This is a genomic window from Streptomyces sp. CB02959 (genome assembly GCF_002803155.1).
Classification (GTDB): Bacteria; Actinomycetota; Actinomycetes; order Streptomycetales; family Streptomycetaceae; genus Streptomyces.
In genome coordinates this window covers 125,587-145,118 of sequence record NZ_NNBP01000026.1, presented here as the reverse complement: position 1 = coordinate 145,118, position 19,532 = coordinate 125,587, and the positions used below count along the sequence as shown (strand labels likewise).

17 protein-coding genes and 1 riboswitch are annotated in these 19,532 nt (G+C 70.7%); of the genes, 12 read left to right on the top strand and 5 right to left on the bottom strand.

Annotation, left to right across the window (positions count from 1 at the left end):
- The first annotated feature begins 165 nt into the window (after positions 1-165).
- The 10 genes from CG747_RS34565 (at position 166) to CG747_RS34520 (ending at position 10,277) form a co-directional block, all read left to right on the top strand.
- On the top strand, positions 166-774 hold the full coding sequence (locus tag CG747_RS34565; protein ID WP_100605827.1) for a CDP-alcohol phosphatidyltransferase family protein: 609 nt from the start codon (positions 166-168) through the stop codon (positions 772-774).
- A gap of 117 nt (positions 775-891) precedes the next feature.
- Positions 892-3,387, top strand: coding sequence for a mannose-1-phosphate guanyltransferase (locus CG747_RS34560; RefSeq protein ID WP_100605826.1), 2,496 nt, complete (start codon positions 892-894; stop codon positions 3,385-3,387).
- An 84-nt stretch (positions 3,388-3,471) separates the two neighbouring features.
- A complete protein-coding gene (locus CG747_RS34555; protein WP_100605825.1) occupies positions 3,472-4,395 on the top strand; it encodes a DUF881 domain-containing protein in 924 nt (307 codons plus the stop codon).
- The gene (locus tag CG747_RS34550) at positions 4,392-4,724 is read left to right on the top strand and encodes a small basic family protein (RefSeq protein WP_016578706.1); all 333 of its coding nucleotides are present in this window, start codon (positions 4,392-4,394) and stop codon (positions 4,722-4,724) included. Before CG747_RS34555 ends, CG747_RS34550 begins: the two co-directional genes overlap by 4 nt.
- A gap of 5 nt (positions 4,725-4,729) precedes the next feature.
- On the top strand, positions 4,730-5,719 hold the full coding sequence (locus CG747_RS34545) for a DUF881 domain-containing protein (protein WP_100605824.1): 990 nt from the start codon (positions 4,730-4,732) through the stop codon (positions 5,717-5,719).
- Between the two features lie 118 nt (positions 5,720-5,837).
- Positions 5,838-6,686 carry an FHA domain-containing protein gene (locus CG747_RS34540; protein ID WP_257980933.1) on the top strand — a complete coding sequence of 283 codons (849 nt, stop codon included), beginning with the start codon at positions 5,838-5,840 and terminating at the stop codon, positions 6,684-6,686.
- Between the two features lie 16 nt (positions 6,687-6,702).
- Positions 6,703-7,449 carry a MerR family transcriptional regulator gene (locus CG747_RS34535; protein ID WP_100605822.1) on the top strand — a complete coding sequence of 249 codons (747 nt, stop codon included), beginning with the start codon at positions 6,703-6,705 and terminating at the stop codon, positions 7,447-7,449.
- 53 nt (positions 7,450-7,502) lie between these two features.
- Positions 7,503-7,973 (top strand): bifunctional nuclease family protein, encoded by a 471-nt coding sequence (locus CG747_RS34530; RefSeq protein WP_016571419.1) that lies wholly within the window; start codon positions 7,503-7,505, stop codon positions 7,971-7,973.
- A gap of 185 nt (positions 7,974-8,158) precedes the next feature.
- Complete coding sequence (locus CG747_RS34525; protein WP_100605821.1) at positions 8,159-8,764, top strand: MerR family transcriptional regulator; 606 nt, start codon at positions 8,159-8,161, stop codon at positions 8,762-8,764.
- Between the two features lie 67 nt (positions 8,765-8,831).
- Positions 8,832-10,277 (top strand): DNA polymerase IV, encoded by a 1,446-nt coding sequence (locus tag CG747_RS34520; protein ID WP_100605820.1) that lies wholly within the window; start codon positions 8,832-8,834, stop codon positions 10,275-10,277.
- On the opposite strand, the gene CG747_RS34515 is transcribed toward CG747_RS34520, so the two are convergent.
- A complete protein-coding gene (locus CG747_RS34515) occupies positions 10,187-10,570 on the bottom strand; it encodes a PRC-barrel domain-containing protein (RefSeq protein ID WP_180985816.1) in 384 nt (127 codons plus the stop codon). The genes CG747_RS34520 and CG747_RS34515 overlap by 91 nt on opposite strands.
- 114 nt (positions 10,571-10,684) lie before the next feature.
- A riboswitch (glycine riboswitch) is annotated at positions 10,685-10,782 on the top strand.
- 189 nt (positions 10,783-10,971) lie between these two features.
- Here CG747_RS34515 and gcvP point away from each other — a divergent pair.
- Positions 10,972-13,857 carry an aminomethyl-transferring glycine dehydrogenase gene (gcvP, locus tag CG747_RS34510; RefSeq protein WP_100605818.1) on the top strand — a complete coding sequence of 962 codons (2,886 nt, stop codon included), beginning with the start codon at positions 10,972-10,974 and terminating at the stop codon, positions 13,855-13,857.
- An 88-nt stretch (positions 13,858-13,945) separates the two neighbouring features.
- Here the strand turns inward: gcvP and CG747_RS34505 are convergent, their stop codons facing one another.
- The gene (locus tag CG747_RS34505; protein WP_308303825.1) at positions 13,946-14,134 is read right to left on the bottom strand and encodes a DUF5999 family protein; all 189 of its coding nucleotides are present in this window, start codon (positions 14,132-14,134) and stop codon (positions 13,946-13,948) included.
- 304 nt (positions 14,135-14,438) lie between these two features.
- The gene (locus CG747_RS34500) at positions 14,439-15,023 is read right to left on the bottom strand and encodes a hypothetical protein (protein ID WP_100605816.1); all 585 of its coding nucleotides are present in this window, start codon (positions 15,021-15,023) and stop codon (positions 14,439-14,441) included.
- Positions 15,024-15,581: 558 nt separating this feature from the next.
- Here CG747_RS34500 and CG747_RS34495 point away from each other — a divergent pair.
- Positions 15,582-17,138: a glutamate-cysteine ligase family protein gene (locus CG747_RS34495; protein WP_100605815.1), complete on the top strand. Its 1,557-nt coding sequence runs from the start codon at positions 15,582-15,584 to the stop codon at positions 17,136-17,138.
- A gap of 33 nt (positions 17,139-17,171) precedes the next feature.
- Here the strand turns inward: CG747_RS34495 and CG747_RS34490 are convergent, their stop codons facing one another.
- Both CG747_RS34490 and CG747_RS34485 read right to left on the bottom strand, forming a co-directional pair.
- Positions 17,172-17,561, bottom strand: a complete 390-nt coding sequence (locus CG747_RS34490; protein WP_100605814.1) for a hypothetical protein — start codon at positions 17,559-17,561, stop codon at positions 17,172-17,174.
- 108 nt (positions 17,562-17,669) lie between these two features.
- A complete protein-coding gene (locus CG747_RS34485; protein WP_100605813.1) occupies positions 17,670-19,463 on the bottom strand; it encodes a substrate-binding and VWA domain-containing protein in 1,794 nt (597 codons plus the stop codon).
- Positions 19,464-19,532: the final 69 nt, after the last annotated feature.

Sequence of the window (19,532 nt, the reverse complement as noted above, 5' to 3'; positions counted from 1 at the left end):
AGTAGGACGCCGCCGAACTAAATGTGAAAGAAAGCCCCGCTGGGAACTTCGGTTCCTGGCGGGGCTTTTTGCGTTCCGCGACGGGGCCCCGCGGCGCGGCGAGGCCGGCGGGCCAGGTAAAGTCGGGGGCATCATCGGCACATTTTTCCCACAGGAGGCTTCCGCGTGGAGGTCCAGGAGACGCGGATCCAGACAGATCGTGTCCTCACCATCCCGAATATTCTGAGCATGGCGCGCCTGGTCGGCGTGCCGGTGTTCTTGTGGCTGATCCTCTGGCCGAAATTCGGTGGTCCGAAGGCCGATGGCTGGGCGCTGCTGGTTCTCGCGCTCAGCGGTGTCAGCGATTACCTCGACGGCAAGCTCGCCCGGCGCTGGAACCAGATCAGCAGCCTGGGACGGATCCTCGATCCGGCTGCCGACCGGCTCTACATCCTCTCGACCCTCGTCGGTCTGACCTGGCGGGAGATCCTCCCGGTCTGGCTCACCGCGGCGCTGCTCGCCCGCGAGTTGATGCTGCTGATCGCGGTCGGGCTCCTCGGACGCCACGGGTACGGTCCGCCCCAGGTGAACTTCCTGGGCAAAGCGGCTACGTTCAACTTGATGTACGCCTTCCCGTTGCTGCTGCTCAGTGACGGAAGTGGCTGGCTTCACTCACTCGCTGCTATTTTCGGATGGGCGTTCGCCGGATGGGGTACAGCGCTGTACTGGTGGGCAGGGATCCTCTACGTGGTCCAGGTCCGCCGGATCATCAGGGCGGACGCCACGGCCGACTGAACTCGCCGAATCGGCAGATCGTGCCTAGGCCCGGCGCCCGCGACGGGGGAGTCAGCGGGCGCCCTTGACAAGTGAAGTCGGCAAGACCGTCGTCTCTTCGAGGAGGACGCTTCCGACATGAAGGCCGTTGTGATGGCCGGCGGCGAAGGCACACGCCTTCGCCCCATGACGTCCAGCATGCCCAAGCCGCTGCTCCCCGTGGCCAACAGGCCGATCATGGAGCATGTACTGCGGCTGTTGAAAAGGCATGGTCTCACCGAGACCGTCGTGACCGTGCAATTCCTGGCCTCGCTCGTCCGGAACTATTTCGGCGACGGGGAAGAGCTCGGAATGGAGCTCACCTATGCCAATGAGGAAAAGCCACTCGGCACCGCCGGGAGCGTGAAGAACGCCGAGGAGGCCCTCAAGGACGACGCCTTCCTCGTCATCTCCGGTGACGCCCTCACCGACTTCGACCTCACCGATCTCATCCGGTTCCACAAGGAAAAGGGTGCCCTTGTCACGGTCTGCCTCACGCGGGTGCCCAATCCATTGGAGTTCGGCATCACCATCGTCGACGAGGGCGGTCAGGTCGAACGATTCCTGGAAAAGCCCACCTGGGGCCAAGTCTTCTCCGACACCGTCAACACCGGTATCTACGTGATGGAACCGGAGGTCTTCGACTACGTCGAGTCCGATGTTCCGGTGGACTGGTCCGGTGATGTCTTCCCGCAGTTGATGAAGGAAGGCAAGCCTATCTACGGCTATGTCGCCGAGGGTTACTGGGAGGATGTCGGCACGCATGAAAGCTATGTGAAGGCCCAGGCCGATGTACTCGAAGGCAAGGTCGATGTCGATATCGACGGTTTCGAGATCTCACCGGGAGTGTGGGTCGCCGAAGGAGCCGAGGTGCACCCGGACGCGGTGTTGCGCGGCCCGTTGTACATCGGTGACTACGCCAAGGTCGAGGCGGACGTGGAGATCCGCGAGCACACCGTCGTCGGCTCCAACGTCGTCGTCAAGAGCGGTGCGTTCCTCCACCGAGCGGTGGTGCACGACAACGTCTACCTCGGTCAGCAGAGCAATCTGCGCGGCTGTGTGATCGGCAAGAACACCGACATCATGCGGGCCGCGCGGATCGAGGACGGCGCGGTCATCGGCGACGAATGCCTCATCGGTGAGGAGTCGATCGTCCAGGGCAATGTGCGGGTCTATCCCTTCAAGACGATCGAGGCCGGTGCGTTCGTCAACACCTCGGTCATCTGGGAATCCCGCGGGCAGGCGCACCTCTTCGGGGCGCGCGGGGTGTCGGGAATCCTCAACGTCGAGATCACTCCGGAACTCGCGGTGCGGCTCGCCGGCGCGTACGCCACCACGTTGAAGAAGGGCTCGACGGTCACCACGGCCCGCGACCACTCCCGCGGTGCCCGGGCCCTGAAGCGCGCGGTGATCTCCGCGCTGCAGGCGAGTGCCATCGACGTCCGCGACCTGGAGAACGTGCCCCTGCCGGTCGCCCGGCAGCAGACCGCGCGGGGCAGCGCCGGCGGGATCATGGTGCGGACCACGCCGGGGGTGCCGGACTCCGTCGACATCATGTTCTTCGACGAGCGGGGCGCGGACCTCTCGCAGGCCGGGCAGCGCAAGCTCGACCGGGTCTACGCCCGTCAGGAGTACCGACGGGCCTTCCCCGGTGAGATCGGTGATCTGCAATTCCCGTCCAGCGTCTTCGACTCCTATACGGGAGCGCTGCTGCGGGCGGTGGACACCACGGGCATCAGCGATTCCGGTCTGAAGGTCGTGGTGGACGCCTCGAACGGCAGCGCCGGTCTGGTGTTGCCCAGTCTCCTGGGCCGGCTCGGCGTCGACTCGTTGACCATCAACCCCGGTCTGGACGAGTCCCGGCCGACCGAGACCGCCGATGCCCGCCGCTCCGGGCTGGTCCGGCTCGGTGAGATCGTCGCCTCGGCCCGGGCCGCGTTCGGTGTGCGCTTCGATCCGGTCGGCGAGCGGCTCTCCTTGGTGGACGAGCGCGGCCGGATCATCGAGGACGACCGTGCGCTGCTGGTGATGCTCGACCTGGTCGCCGCGGAGCGGCGCAGCGGGCGGGTGGCGCTGCCGGTGACCACGACCCGGATCGCCGAGCAGGTGGCGGCGTACCACGGGACGCAGGTCGAGTGGACGACGACGTCGCCGGACGACCTCACCAGGGTCGGGCGGTCGGACGGCACGGTGTTCGGCGGTGACGGCAAGGGCGGGTTCATCATCCCGGAGTTCAGCAGTGTCTTCGACGGCGCCGCGGCGTTCGTCCGGCTGATCGGACTGGTGGCCCGTACGCAGCTCACGCTCAGCCAGATCGACGCGCGGATCCCGCGGGCGCATGTCCGGCGGCGGGACCTGGCGACGCCGTGGGCGGTCAAGGGCCTGGTGATGCGGCACGTCGTGGAGGCGGCCGGCGACCGGGACGTGGACACCACCGACGGCGTGCGGATCGTGGAGGCCGACGGGCGCTGGGTGCTCGTGCTGCCCGACCCGGCCGAGGCGGTCACCCACCTCTGGGCGGAAGGCCCGGACGACGTCTCCGCCCAGCAGCTGCTGGACGAGTGGGCGGCCGTGGTGGACAGCGCCGGACGCTGACCCCTCCCCACCGGCGTGCCGCCCGATCGGCACGCCGGTGGGGCCATTGGGAGACCGCGGCGGCGACGTGCGACGATGTGCGGCATGTCGCCGCAGCGCCCCGATCGGAGCAACCCCCACCCCTCGGCCGGGCGCCCCGACGCGTCCATGTCGCTGCTGACCAACGTGATGGACCACAGCCTCGACGACGGATATGCCGAGGCCGCCGCGCGCAAGTCCGCCGAGGGTGTCAGCGGTCTGCCGCGCACGCTGCGGGCGAAGTTGGGGCTGGCGGCCGGTCTGGTGCTGGCGGCGCTGGTGGTGACCGTGGGGGCGGCGCAGGCCCGGGTGTCGGCGCCGACCCTGGCCAAGGAGCGCGAGGAGCTGATCAACCGCATCCAGAAGGGCACCGCCGAGGCCGACACCCAGCAGCAGCGGGTGGACACGACCCGGGACGCGGTGGACCGGATGCAGCGCGAGGCGCTGAAGCAGCACGGCGACGGCAAGGCCGAACTGCTGGCGCTGCTGGCCGGTTCGACCCAGGCCACCGGACCGGGCGTGAAGCTCGTCGTGGACGACGCCAAGGGGTCGGAGGCCGGGACCGGCGGTCCGCGCGAGAGCAGTGATTTCTCGGACACCGGGCGGGTGCGCGACCGTGACATGCAGCGTGTCGTCAACGGCCTGTGGCAGTCCGGTGCGGAGGCCATCTCCGTCAATGGGCAGCGGCTCACGTCGCTCTCGGCGGTCAGAGCCGCGGGAGACGCCATACTGGTCGACAACAAGCCGCTGGTGCCGCCCTATACGGTGCTGGCGGTGGGGGACGGGCAGCGGCTGAGCACCGAGTTCCAGGACAGTGCCGACGGCCAGTACCTGCACGTGCTGCAGGAGAACTACGGCGTGCGCGCCAGGATTTCCGTGGAGAGTGAGGTCACGCTGCCGCCCGCGCCCAGTTTGACCGTACGTACTGCAAAGCCGGAGGCCGGTGCCGCGAAGGCGGACGGCGCCGACACAGGGAAGGGCACATCGTGATCGCCGTACTGGGCCTGATCGTGGGAGTCGTGGTCGGAATCGTCGTCCGACCCGTGGTGCCGACGGTGGTCGAGCCCTACTTGCCGATCGCTGTCGTCGCCGCGTTGGACGCCGTGTTCGGCGGTCTGCGGGCGATGCTGGACGGCATCTTCGACGACAAGGTCTTCGTCGTCTCCTTCCTGTCGAACGTCGTGGTCGCCGCGCTGATCGTCTTCCTCGGAGACAAGCTGGGCGTCGGCGCCCAACTTTCCACCGGCGTCGTCGTGGTGCTCGGTATCCGCATCTTCTCCAACGCTGCCGCGATCCGCCGGCACGTCTTCCGGGCGTGAGGCCGATGGCAGCGGACGAGACGCCGGAGCCGGAGCGCACGCCCGAGGAGCGGCCGGAGCGGAAGCCCGGCCCCGAGCAGGGCGGTCCTGGGGAGCACCCCGCCGAGCGGCGGCCGATGCCGCCCGAGCGTCCCCGTAGGCCCGGGTGGGCGGAAGAGCGCACCGGCGGGACGGAACCGGAGCGTGCGGAGCCGGAAGTGGGACAGAAGGGGACGGAAGCGGCAGTTGGTGGCGACACGGATACGGCGGCGGACGACGAAGCCGAGTCGTCTCCGGCGACCGGTCGGCAGCGGCTGCGGGCCAGTCTGTGGCCGCCGCGACTGACCCGGGCCCAACTGATCGTCGCGTTGCTCCTGTTCATTCTCGGCCTCGGCCTCGCGATTCAGGTACGTTCCACCAGTGACAGCAGTGCGCTGCGGGGCGCGCGCCAAGAGGATTTGGTGCGCATCCTGGACGAACTGGACAATCGCTCCCAGCGGTTGACGGATGAGCAGCGGCGCCTGGAAGGGCAGAAGACCGAGCTGGAGAACAGCTCGGACCAGGCCGAGGAGGCTCGTAAGCAGACCGTGGAGAAGGAACAGCAGCTGGGCGTGTTGGCCGGGACCGTCGCGGCGCAGGGCCCCGGCATAAACCTGACCATCGACGACCCCCACCACTCCGTGGAAGCGGACAAGCTGCTGGACACCATCCAGGAACTGCGGGCGGCCGGAGCCGAGGCCATCCAGGTCAACGGCGTTCGGGTCGTCGCGAGCACCTATCTCTCGGATCTCCGGGGCGGGGTGGAGATTGACGGCAAGCGCGTCACGCCGCCGTACCAGTTCAAGGTCATCGGGAAGCCGGAGGACCTGGAGCCGGCGCTCAACATCCCGGGCGGAGTGGTCCAGACGCTGGAAAAGGAGCAGGCCAAGGTGTCTGTGACCCGTGAAGAGAAGATCATTGTGGACGCCTTGCGAGAGGCGAAGCGGCCTGACTACGCTCGGTCGTCATCCCAGTGAGGCATCCACGTATGGTGATGGCCCGGCGAGGGCATGAGGTAGCGGGGGGTCGACGCACCGTGCGTGTGGTGTGTGGTGGAAACTGTCTGAAGGCCACGGACGTTCACAGGATGTCCGGATCGGCCGGTGTCTGCATCGAGGGTTCGTCCTGCCCCACGGGCGGGTCTGTGTCGTACAAGGGGAATCGCCCGTGAAGTTGTTTGGAAAGCTGTTCGGCAAGAGCGCGCGCCAGGAAGGCGACGGCGGCTCTGCGCGGCATCGCGCCCCGCGCCGGTCGGAAGAAGAAAGCGCGACCGAGAACCGTCCGCTGTTCCGTGACGAGGTCGGCGGTCCGTCCGAGGGGCACGGCGCGGGTTCTGTTGACCCCTCCGGTGCCGGCCGCATAGGTTCCCAGGAACCATCAGCCGCACACACGGGTGGAGGGTCGACCTTGCCGGTTTGTACGAGGTGCGGGCACCGGAACGCCGAGGCGAGCCGGTTCTGCTCCAACTGCGGCGCGCCCCTGCGTGCGGGCGCCCAGCCCGAGCGGGCCTCCGAGACGACGTCGACGATCTCCATCTCGGGGATCGAGGCGTACGACGCGGAGGCGACCGGGCAGAATCTCTCGCCCGCGCTCTCCCCGGAGGCCCAGGCGGCCGTCGACGCCCTCCCGATGGGCTCGGCGCTGCTGGTCGTCCGCCGGGGCCCGAACGCCGGCAGCCGTTTCCTCCTGGACGGTGAGCTGACGACGGCGGGCCGCCACCCGCAGGGCGACATCTTCCTCGACGACGTGACGGTCTCGCGCAGTCACGTGGAATTCCGTCGTGGTTCGGACGGTCGCTTCACGGTCACCGACGTCGGCAGCCTCAACGGCACCTACGTCAACCGCGAGCCGATCGAATCCGTGGTCCTCTCCAACGGCGACGAGGTGCAGATCGGCAAGTACCGCCTGGTCTTCTACGCGAGCCAGCGGGGCGTCGGTATCTGACCGCCAGGGAAGGCATATGCGCCACACACCGACAGGCGGTGCCGGCTCGTCCGGCGCCGCCTCCTCGGACCGCAAACCGATGAGCATCGGCACCGTGCTCAACGCGCTGCGTGAGGAGTTCCCCGAGGTCACCATCTCCAAGATCCGGTTTCTGGAGGCCGAGGGGCTGGTCGAACCGCAGCGCACGCCTTCCGGGTACCGCAAGTTCACCGCGGCCGACCTCGAGCGGCTGGCCGGCGTGCTGCGGATGCAGCGGGACCACTACCTCCCCCTGAAGGTCATCAGGGAGCACCTCGACGCCCTGGAGCGGGGCGAGCAGGTGCAACTGCCCGCTCCGACGCCGCCCCGGGATCTGGTCGAGGGCGTGTCCGACTTCGACGAGGAGCGCCCGACGGCCGCTCGGATCGGCCGGGCGGAGCTGCTGGCCGCCACCGAGGTGGACGAGGCGACGCTCGCCGATTGGGAGTCGTACGGACTCATCGTCGCCCACGGGGACGGCAGGTACGACATCGAAGCCGTCACCGTGGCCAAACTCGTGGCGGACCTCGGCCGCTTCGGCCTGGAGCCGCGGCACCTGCGTGCCGTGAAGGCGGCCGCGGAGCGCGAGGCTGGGCTGGTCGAGCAGGTCGTTGCACCCCTTCGGCGGCACCGCAATCCGCAGACCCGGGCCCATGCCGAAGCCACCGCCAGGGAGCTGGCCACGCTGTCGGTGCGGCTGCACGCGGCGCTGTTGCAGAGCGCTCTGCGCGTCCCTCTGCCGTGAGCAAAAGAGTGCCCGACTACCCAAACCTGCCGGGCACGGCCTAGGGTTGCTGTGTGAACGAGCTCGACGTCGTGGGTGTCCGGGTGGAGATGCCTTCCAGCCAACCGATCGTGCTGCTGCGGGAGGTGGGAGGCGACCGTTACCTGCCCATTTGGATCGGGCCGGGAGAGGCCACCGCCATCGCGTTCGCCCAGCAGGGCATGGTCCCTGCCAGGCCGCTGACACATGACCTCTTCAAGGACGTGCTCGAAGCCGTGGGGCAGGAGCTGACGCAGGTCCGGATCACGGATCTGCGCGAAGGGGTCTTCTACGCCGAACTGGTCTTCGCCAGCGGTGTCGAGGTCAGTGCCCGGCCGTCGGACGCGATAGCGCTGGCGCTGCGCACCGGGACACCGATCTTCGGTACCGACGGTGTGTTGGACGACGCGGGGATCGCCATCCCGGACGAGCAGGAGGACGAGGTGGAGAAGTTCCGCGAGTTCCTCGATCAGATCTCGCCCGAGGACTTCGGCACCAACCAGTGATCGGCCATGTGAAGCACCTGTTTCCGGCCAACCTGTAATCCCTTCCCCGTGACAAGTCACGAGAAACCACTCGTAGGGTGATTATCACTCGGCGTGGCGAGCGCGGCGATCGTTGACGCACCCCGAGCGACTGCATACCGTCGATATGGCAGGTCCCGTCCGGGACGTGAAGGACGGAGGGCGGCGTGGCAATCACCGGCGACGGTACGGCGGCGGAAGGGGCATTGCCGCTCCACACGGGCGCGGCGACGAACCGCAGCCCGGTACAGGCCACTGCGATGTCGGGGGACCGCGAGGCGGAGAACATCGGCTACCGCGGACCGACCGCATGCGCGGCGGCGGGCATCACCTACCGACAGCTGGACTACTGGGCGCGGACGGGCCTCGTGGAGCCCAGCATCCGGCCGGCCTACGGGTCCGGGACCCAACGGCTCTACAGCTTCCGGGACGTTGTCGTCCTGAAGATCGTCAAGCGACTGCTGGACACCGGGGTGTCGCTGCAGAACATCCGCGCCGCCGTCCAGCATCTGCGGGCCCGGGGGCTGGACGACCTGACGCGGATGACGCTGATGAGCGATGGCGCGACGGTCTACGAGTGCACCTCGCCCGACCAGGTCGTGGATCTGCTCCAGGGAGGCCAGGGCGTCTTCGGTATCGCCGTGGGCGTGGTGTGGCGGGACGTGGAGGGCGCACTGTCACAGCTCCACGGGGAGCGAGTGGACACCGGCGAGACGCTGATCGGGAAGAACCCGCACGACGAGCTGGCACGGCGGCGGAACCGCGCCGGCTGACGGCTGCCGGGCGGTGCGCGGCCCGGGACCGGGCCGATTGTCAGTGGTGTGCGGCAGCATCAGTGGTGTGAGACGTGCGCCGACGATCCTGCATCTGGACATGGATGCGTTCTACGCGGCCGCCGAGCAGGCGGCCAAGCCGAGCCTGCGGGGAAAACCCGTGGTCGTCGGCGGGATCGGGCCGCGCGGCGTGGTCGCCACCGCCTCGTACGAGGCGCGGGTCTTCGGGGTGCGTTCGGCGATGCCGACGGCGCAGGCGCGCCGGCTGTGCCCCAACGCCGCGTATCTCAGTCCCCGGTTCACGCTGTACCGCCAGGTGAGTGAAGTGGTCATGGAGCTGCTGCGGGCGTTGTCGCCGCTCGTGGAGCCGCTGAGCCTGGACGAGGCCTTCGTGGACCTGGAGGCCGGTGGGGTGCCGGCGGAGACCGCCGCGGTGCGGGCCGTGGGGGAGCAGCTGCGGCGTGACATCCGGGCGGCCACCGGGCTGACCGGTTCGGTGGGGCTGGCCGGCGCCAAGATGCTCGCCAAGATCGCGTCCGAGGCGGCGAAACCGGACGGCCTGGTGGTCATCGAGCCGGGTACCGAGCGGGAACTGCTGGGGCCGATGCCGGTGCGGACGCTGCCCGGGGTCGGGCCGGCGACGGCCGAGACGCTGCGCCGGGCCGGGATCCACACCGTCGCGGAGACCGCGGAGGCCGGTGAGGCGGAGCTGGTGCGGTTGCTGGGGAAGGCGCACGGCACCGGGCTGTACGGGATGGCGCTGGGCCGGGACGAGCGGCCGGTGGTGGCCGAGCGGGACGCGAAGTCGGTGTCGGTGGAGGACACCTTCGAGGTCGACCTGACCGACCGGACGCGGGTGCGGAACGAGGTGTTGCGGCTGGCCGATCGGTGCGTGGCGCGGCTGCGGTCGGCCGGGCGGTCCGGGCGCACGGTGGTGATCAAGGTGCGGAACTACGACTTTTCGACGCTGACCCGGTCCGAGACGCTGCGCGGGCCGACCGACGACCCGGCGGTCGTCCGGGAGGCCGCCGTACGGCTGCTGGAGACGGTGGACACCACGGGCGGGGTGCGGCTGCTGGGCGTGGGGGTGAGCGGGCTGGCGGACTTCACGCAGGAGGACCTGTTCGCCCAGCTGGCCACGGAGCGGGAGGCGGCGGAGCAGGCGGCGGGCGCGACGGCGGAGCCGGAGGGGGTGGCGGCCGGGGAGCCGGAGCCCGGTGCGGAGCTGCCGCGGCGCTGGCACCCGGGGCTGGACGTGATCCACGAGGAGTTCGGTGCCGGATGGGTGCAGGGCAGTGGCGTGGGGCGGGTGACCGTGCGGTTCGAGGCGCCGTGGTCCGCACCGGGGCGGGTGCGGACCTTCGCCGTCGACGATCCGGCGCTGCGGCCGGGCGAGCCCCTGCCGCTGCGGGGCGGACCGGATCAGTCGTCCGCGCCGGCGATCCGCCCGAAGTCGGTGTCGCCGGCGGATGAGGATGAGTCCGCGGGCGGTGCGGAGATATCCAGGCGGTAGTGGTGGTAGAGCTGGAGTTCCTGCTCGGGGGAGAGGTGCCGGCCGACGCCGAAGTCCGGGGCATCCTTGATCAGCTTGCGGTCGTAGGGGATGTGCAGGCTGTCGCCGACCATCTTGCTCGGTTCCAGGGGGACGAACGCATCCCGGCTGAACAGGCCGGTGCGGACGGCCGCCCATTCCGGTTCGCCCGTCGCGTCGTCGAGGTAGACCTCGTCGACGGTCCCTATTTTCGCGCCGTTCCGGTCGAACGCTTTGCGGCCGATGAGGCTCCGGGGATCGATATCGGTTTGCACGGTCCCTCCAATTGGTCGCAACTGCCTTGTGACAACTACGAAACGGCACATTTCATGCCCCGGCCACTCGAAGGATCGTTCCGGCAGTGCGCTGGTAGGCTGACGAATGGCCGTCGATCCCATGCGGGAGAGTCCTGAGTCGTTCGCGACCAGGGCGCCGAAGGAGCAAATCCTCCCCGGAATCTCTCAGGCACACGTACCGCATGGATGAGGTCACTCTGGAAAGCAGGGCGGGCCACGGACAGACACCATGCCGGAACCCTTCCTCACCGACGGTGAAAGCCGGACCGCAGCCCGCGGGCCGGTGAAGCTCTCAGGTTGAGATGACAGAGGGGGAGGCCGTCCGGGCACCAGCGCCGTGGTGCCCCTCGTAGGTCGTACTGACCAGGAGGCCCCCGCAGATGACCACCAACCGCATCTCCCTGACCGAGCTGGAGCGCGGCACCCCGTTCGAGCGCCGGCACATCGGGCCCGACCACGAGGCGCAGGCCAAGATGCTCGCGCAGGTCGGCTTCGGATCGCTGGACGAGCTCACCGCCACCGCCGTCCCCGACGTGATCAAGAGTGCCGAGGCGCTCGGCCTGCCGGAGGCCCGCACCGAGGCCGAGGTCCTGGCGGAGCTGCGGGCGCTCGCCGACCGCAACCAGGTCCTGTCGTCCATGATCGGACTCGGCTACTACGGCACGTTCACCCCGCCGGTGATCCTGCGCAACGTCATGGAGAACCCGTCCTGGTACACGGCGTACACGCCCTACCAGCCGGAGATCTCGCAGGGCCGCCTGGAGGCCCTGCTGAACTTCCAGACCGTGGTCGCCGACCTGACCGGGCTGCCCACCTCCGGTGCGTCCCTCCTGGACGAGGGCACCGCCGCCGCCGAGGCGATGGCGCTCGCCCGCCGGGTCGGCAAGGTCAAGCAGGGTGTCTTCCTGGTCGACGCGGACTGTCTGCCGCAGACCGTCGCCGTCATCCGGACCCGCGCCGAACCGACCGGCGTGGAGGTCGTGGTCGCCGACCTCACCGACGGCATCCCGGACGAGATCGCCGAGCGCGGCGTCTTCGGCGTGCTCCTCCAGTACCCGGGCGCGTCCGGTGCCGTGCGCGACCCGCGGGCGGTGATCGAGCGGGCGCACGAGCTGGGCGCGATCGTCACCGTCGCCGCCGACCTGCTGGCGCTGACGCTGCTCACCTCGCCCGGTGAGCTCGGCGCCGACATCGCGATCGGCACCAGCCAGCGCTTCGGCGTCCCGATGGGCTTCGGCGGTCCGCACGCCGGCTACATGGCCGTCCGCGAGCAGTACGCCCGCAGCCTGCCCGGCCGCCTGGTGGGCGTCTCCGTCGACGCCGACGGCAACAAGGCCTACCGCCTGGCACTGCAGACCCGCGAGCAGCACATCCGCCGCGAGAAGGCCACCAGCAACATCTGCACCGCGCAGGTGCTGCTCGCCGTCATGGCCGGGATGTACGCCGTCTACCACGGCCCCGACGGGCTGCGCACCATCGCCCGCCGCACCCACCGGTACGCCGCGATCCTCGCCGAGGGGCTCAAGGCCGGCGGCGTCGAGCTCCTCCACGGCGCCTACTTCGACACCCTGACCGCCCGGGTGCCCGGCCGGGCCGCCGAGGTCGTCGCCGCGGCCCGCGAGGCCGGCGTCAACCTCCGCCAGGTCGACGCCGACCTGGTCGGCATCGCCTGCGACGAGACCACCGGGCGCGCCCAGCTGGCCGGCGTCTGGGGTGCCTTCGGGGTCCAGGGCGACATCGACGCGCTGGACGCGGCCGCGGCCGACGCCCTGCCGGAGTCGCTGCAGCGCACCGACGACTACCTCGGCCACCCGGTCTTCCACCAGCACCGCTCCGAGACCGCGATGCTGCGCTACCTGCGCACCCTCGCCGACAAGGACTACGCGCTGGACCGCGGCATGATCCCGCTCGGCTCCTGCACGATGAAGCTGAACGCCACCACCGAGATGGAGCCGGTCACCTGGCCGGAGTTCGGCCAGCTGCACCCCTTCGCCCCGGCCGACCAGGCCGCGGGCTACCTCACGCTCATCCGGGAGCTGGAGGAACGGCTCGCCGTGGTCACCGGCTACGACAAGGTGTCCATCCAGCCCAACGCCGGTTCCCAGGGCGAGCTGGCCGGTCTGCTCGCCGTCCGCGCCTACCACCGCGCCAACGGGGACGAGCAGCGCATCGTCTGCCTGATCCCGTCGTCGGCGCACGGCACCAACGCCGCCAGCGCCGTGATGGCCGGGATGAAGGTCGTCGTCGTCAAGACCGGTGAGGACGGCGAGGTCGACACCGACGACCTGCACGCCAAGATCGAGAAGCACCGGGACGAGCTGGCCGTCCTGATGGTCACCTACCCGTCCACCCACGGCGTGTTCGAGGAGCACATCACCCAGATCTGCGCCGCGGTGCACGAGGCCGGCGGTCAGGTCTACGTGGACGGCGCCAACCTCAACGCCCTGGTGGGCCTCGCCGAGCCGGGGAAGTTCGGCGGCGACGTCTCGCACCTCAACCTGCACAAGACGTTCTGCATCCCGCACGGCGGCGGCGGCCCCGGCGTCGGCCCGGTCGGCGTCCGCGCCCACCTGGCGCCGTACCTGCCCAACCATCCGCTGCAGCCCACCGCGGGCCCGGAGACCGGCGTCGGCCCGATCTCCGCCGCTCCGTGGGGCTCGGCCGGCATCCTGCCGATCTCGTGGGCGTACGTCCGCCTGATGGGCGGCGAGGGCCTCAAGCGCGCCACCCAGGTCGCGGTGCTCAGCGCCAACTACGTCGCCAAGCGCCTGGAGCCGCACTTCCCGGTGCTCTACACCGGTCCCGGCGGGCTGGTCGCCCACGAGTGCATCATCGACGTCCGGCCGCTGACCAAGGCGACCGGTGTGAGCATCGACGACGTCGCCAAGCGGCTCATCGACTACGGCTTCCACGCGCCGACGATGTCGTTCCCGGTGGCCGGCACGCTGATGATCGAGCCGACCGAGAGCGAGGACCTCGCCGAGCTGGACCGGTTCTGCGACGCGATGATCGCCATCCGCGCCGAGATCGACAAGGTCGGCTCGGGGGAGTGGGACAAGGACGACAACCCGCTGCGCAACGCCCCGCACACCGCGGCCGCGCTCGGCGGCGAGTGGGCCCACCCGTACACCCGCGCGGAGGCCGTCTTCCCGGCCGGTGGTGCCGCCGCGGAGAAGTACTGGCCGCCGGTGCGCCGGATAGACGGTGCCTTCGGTGACCGCAACCTCGTCTGCTCCTGCCCGCCGCTGGACGAGTACGACGTCTGATCACCACGGCCACCGGTGACCGGTGGCAACATCAAGGGCCCTCGGCGGATGCGCCGGGGGCCCTGGTGTACGTGCCGGGTGGCCGCGATCAGGCGGCGGCGGTGACCCGGGTCGGGGCGATGACCTGCCCGTCCGGCAGCAGCTCACCGGTGTCCTCGAAGAGCAGGACGCCGTTGCACAGCAGGCTCCAGCCCTGCTCCGGGTGGTGCGCCACCAGGTGCGCGGCCTCCCGGTCGGTGGAGTCGGCTGACGGGCATGGCGGTTGATGCTGGCACATGGAAGTTGTCTTTCGCTGCGGAGTGGTGAACGTCGTGCGGCTCGATGAGGTGTTCATGGCCGCTCCCCCGTTTCCTGTCGGTCCCAGTCTTGCCCCACGGATGGGATTCCGCAGGGATTTCGCAGCAGCGGTACACACTCGATAGTGACGCGTCACCCGTGCGGGCGGTTGCTCCCAATTGAGCGCGCGCCCCGGGGGGTTGGCGCGCTGCCGGCGCACGGGGGCGGACACGGCGGTGCGCCCCGCGGTCGAGGAGTCCGCGGGGCGCATCGGTGCAGGGCGGGCGTGCGGGTGGTGGTGCCCGTCAGGCCGGTTCGCGGAGCAGCGGCGCCGGGCCCAGGCGGAGGGTCAGGCGGGGGAGCAGATCGGCGACCCGCTGCGGGAGGTGGGAGGCGATCCCCGGCGGGGCGGGCGCCAGCGGTACCAGGAGGTCGCCGGTGGTGGGCATCCCGTCGGCGCCGTCCGCGGCGAGGTCGTGGTGCAGCCACAGGGTCAGCATGTACAGCTCCGGCACGGACAGCAGGCGCGGCTGGTAGGGAGCGGTGAGGGACTCGGCCTGCTGCAGGGCCCGCTCCGTGGCGGCGACGTAGGGGCCGTCGCAGAAGTGCGAGAACGTCCAGCCGTCCGGCGTGAGCCGGGCCTCGGCGGCTGCCACGGCGCGCTCTCGGCCGCGGACCAGGAAACGCCAGCCGGCGAGGCGGGTGCGCGGCGGACCGGCCTGGCTGACGTCGTCCCAGACGTGCACCGGCAGCGGGTGGTCGGGGCTCAGCGGCCCCTGATGGGTGCGGAGCGCGGAGGCCGGGGCCTCGCGGACCGCGGTGGGGGAGCCGAGGGCGCTGAGGACGCTGCGCAGGGCGGGCGCAGGGGCGGGAGGAACGTGCAGCGGCATGGCGGGTCGCCTCTCACTTAGGAGACACGGTGGAGCGTGGCAGTGCGGACGGCGCTGTCTGCGGGCGGGTCAGAGCCTGGCTGATCGGAGCTGCGGACAGCGTGGGTCGGCAGCGGTGCCGGGCACCGATGGGAGCACCGCCACACTGACGCCAAATCTCTGCCTCGTCTGCGAAGTTTATACGACATATGTTCTGGAAGTGTTTCGGCTACCCGCCTTGCGGATTTCCGGCAAGGCGGAATTCGGCCCGGTGCCCGGGGTGATTTCCGCCGCTTTGTGCGGGGGTGGGGGAGGTCACCTCGTAATTCTTCGACGGAGTGGTAGGCCGGAACCCGTCGGTGTTTTTTACGAGCGAAATGCGGACGGTGCTGGCCGCCGAGATATGCCGGTGGAAAATGCCCCGTGCCGGTCTCCACGAGAGTAACGGTACCGGCATGCCCTTGAGGCGTTATCGATCAGATTGCCGGGGCATCATCGACCGTAGCCCGTGCTCGGGGTGCCGGAGCGGTGCCCCGCAGCCCGCGGCCGCCAGCCGTTCACTCTAGGAGGGACCCGCCGATGGGGGAGAAGGTCGCCGCGGACGGGATCGACCTGGCGGACCGGGAGCGCTATCGAAGAAAGCTGCACGACTGTCTGGAGGGATTGCACCGGCTCCTGGCGGAGAAGCGGTTCGACCGCCCCAAGAATCTCATGGGGCTGGAGATCGAACTCAATCTCGCAGGTGCCGACGGGCTCCCCCGCATGCTGAACTCGCAGGTCCTCGAAAGGATCGCCAGCGGCGATTTCCAGACCGAACTCGCACAGTGCAATCTAGAGGTCAACATCACCCCGCATCGATTGTCCGGCCGCGTTCTGGACCAGCTCTCCGAAGAACTCCGCACCGGACTCGGCTACGCGGAGAGAAAGGCCCGGGAAGTCGCCGCCCGCATCGTCATGATCGGCATTCTGCCGACCCTGCACGCCGACGACCTCACCGTCGCCAGCCTCTCCGCCAACGACCGCTACGTCCTGCTCAACGACCAGATGCGGGCCGCCCGCGGCGAGGACTTCGCCATCGACATCCAGGGCGTCGAGCGCCTGGTCACCCGGTCGCCGTCGATCGCCCCCGAAGCCGCCTGCACCTCTGTCCAACTGCACCTCCAGGTGACGCCCGGCCGGTTCGCCGCCGTCTGGAACGCGGCCCAGGCGATCGCCGCCGTCCAGATAGCCGTCGGCGCCAACTCGCCGTTCCTGTTCGGGCGGGAGCTCTGGCGGGAGTCGCGGCCGCCGGCCTTCCAGCAGGCCACCGACACCCGCGCCCCCGAACTCCAGGCCCAGGGAGTGCGTCCGCGCACCTGGTTCGGCGAGCGCTGGGTGGACTCCGCCTACGAGCTGTTCGAGGAGAACCTGCGCTTCTTCCCGCCGCTGCTGCCCCTCTGCGGACCGCAGGAGCCGCTGCGCGTCCTCGACGCGGGCGGGGTGCCCGACCTCGCCGAACTGGTCCTGCACAACGGCACGATCTACCGCTGGAACCGACCCGTCTACGCGGTCGCCGACGGCGTTCCGCACCTCCGCGTCGAGAACCGGGTCCTGCCGGCCGGCCCCACCGTCGCCGACGTCATGGCCAACACCGCCTTCTACTACGGCCTGGTGCGCGCCCTGGCCGAACAGCCCCGCCCCGTGTGGACCCGGCTCCCGTTCGGCGCCGCGGCCGCCAACTTCGACGCCGCCTGCCGGCACGGTATCGACGCCACCCTCCGCTGGCCCCGGCCCGGCCGCGCCGGTGGCCTCGCCGAGGTCCCCGCGGTACGCCTCGTCCAACAGGAACTGCTGCCGCTGGCGGCGGCCGGGCTGGACGCCTGGGGCGTCGAACCGGCCGACCGGGACCACTATCTGGGCATCATCGAGGCCCGCTGCGCACGCCGGACCAACGGGGCGGCCTGGCAGACCGCGGCGTTCCACCACGCGCTGCGGCACGGCCTGCCCCGGGACGCCGCGCTGGCCGCGATGACCAGGCGCTACAGCGAGCTGATGCACACCGGGGAGCCGGTGCACACCTGGCCGGTGGCGTGGCCGGTCGGCGGGGCCGTCGTACCGGCGCAGCGGCGGACGGCGCCCGAGGGGCGGGTGTCGTAGCACCGCCAGCGGCGGGTCCGGCGGGCCCGTCCGTCAGCTGACGCCGGTGCCGCAGTCGGTGCGGATCTGAGGGCTCGCCGCCGGGGAGTCGTCGACGGTGCGGCCCGCCACCTCGACGGTGACGGCCAGCCTGTAGGTGTACGTGCCGACCCGGCCGCGGGGGCAGGACGCCGCGACCGGGCCGCCCGACTGGTCCTGGGCGGGTGTCCACAGCGTGTAGCCGCGCTCGCCGTAGGGGCGCCAGTCCGACCAGCTGTCCCGTGGGATCTCGTAGTGCTGCCGCATCCGGGCGGTCCGGCCCGCGCCGGCCAGGGCCGTGGCGGCGAGTGGCCGGGGCCGGCTGATGGCCGGGTGGGTGGTCGAAGTCCGCGCGGACGGCGCTGACTTGCCCGCCGGTCGCTTGGTGGACGGTCGGCTGGTCATGGGAGTTCCCCCGGGTGGAAACGCGGAGCCGGTGCGGCCGTCGTGCGGTGGGGCGGTGCCGTGGACCGGGAGCGTGCCTGCCGGCAGCCGCCCCCGTCCGGACACGACTCAGCGGGGGCCGTGGCTGCCCGCCGCCATGATGGCCTTGAGGATCACCTCGTGGATCTGTGACGGGTCGTTGACCTGGTGCGCGGAGCCACCGGTGGGGGCCACGATGCGGTTCAGCGCGGCCAGGTCCGCCTGTGGGCCGATCGCGATGGCGATCAGCGGCACCGGCCGCTTGGGGTCGGCGAGCCGCTTGAGGCCGGCGGTCAGGGAATCCAGGTCGATGCTGCCGGCGTCGTCGTTGGCACCGTCGGTCACGATCACCAGCGTGTTGAACTTCCCGCTGGTGTACGTCGCGGACGCCCGCTGGTACGCGGCCAGCGTCGTGTCGTAGAGGCCGGTGGCGGTCCGCGGCACGGGCGCCAGCGAACCGAAGGCGGCGGTGAGTTCGTCGCGGTGGGTGCCGCCGCCCGCGCCGCGGTCCCCGAGCCGGCTGGTCGGCGACAGCTCCACGTAGTCCCGGGCGCCGTCCAGGTGGGTGGCGAACTTCCACAGTCCGATCTCGTCCTCGGGCGTGAACGTGGACAGCGCCTGGAGGAGGGAGCTCTTGGCGAGGTCCATCCGGGACCGGCCGCCCTGCCCGGGGACCGGCGCCGCCATCGACGGCGAGGCGTCCACGACGGCGGTGATCCGGGCGCTCTGCACCGTGATGGTCCACATGCCCAGCAGCGCCTGGAGTTCCTTGGCCGACGGCGGGTCGGCGGGCGCGGCGGCGTACGGCTGCGGTGCGCGACCGCCGGCCGTGCCGGTCAGCTTCGGGTCGGCACTGCCGTTGCCGGCCCGGAAGCCGTGGTCGTGCAGGGTCTGCTGCCCCGACGTGTCGTCCAGCAGGGTCATGAAGCGGTTGGCGGCGCGGCTCTGGTCGGCGCTCAGGGCATTGTCGTCGACGAGGGTGTAGGGGTAGGTGAGCTGCGCGGTGCCGTCCGCCGGGTAGAAGAGGTCGAGCGGGGGGCCGCCGTCCCCACGGGTGTTGTGGGCGTACGCGGCCTGCTCGGAGAGGAGCACCGCCTGGTTGCGCCGCGGGTTGCCCTGTTCGGCACCGGAGTCGTTGCGCGGCAGCGTGGCCAGCACCTGGTCGTCGCCGTCCGCGACCCGCTCGTAGAGGAGTTTGGCCGTGGCGGCGGTGTGGGTGTCGGCCTCGTCGGCGTTCGCCGCCGCCTTGCGGTTGGCGGCGTCGATGCGGGCCAGGGCGAGCAGTCCGGTAGCGCTGCGGGCCGGGTCGGCGACGCCCAGGCGCAGCGTCCCGCCGGTGGTCGCGGTCCGGGTCAGCGTGGTCCAGGAGTAGGTCTTCCCCGGCCAGCCGAGCGTCCGGGCGGCGTCGCGGACCGCGCCCAGGGCGATCGGCGAGGAGGCGAGGGAGCCGACGGACGTCAGGGACGAGCCGCGCTCGTCGGTGACCCGGTCCACCCACAGGTCGGAGTCCGGTACCCACACCTGGAACTCGGGGTCGGCGGGCCGCTGGGCGAGCGAGTCGGCGACCTCGGAGGAGGGCTGCGCGTTGATGGTGACGTCCAGGCACTTGCCGTCGGTGCGGACCGCGTCCCTGCGGGCCTCGTCCGCCACCGCCTCCAGCGCCGGGGCGATATCGGGCGAGGCGACCACCGCGAGCTGTACGGCGTCGCCGCCGCACGGCTTGCCGAAGGGGAGGAGTCCGCCGCGCACCGCCACGATGGAGCCGGCGGCGGCCGCGACGACGACGGCGGTGGCGACGGCGACCGTCCGCCGGCGGCGGCGGCGCGGTCGGGGGGACCCCGTGGCCTGCGGTGCGGAGTCGTCAGGCAAGCTGTGACGTCCCATGCGGTAGCGCCTCTCCTGATAATCGGAGTTCCGGAGCCCCGGACCTCCATCGGGATCGATGCGGACGGG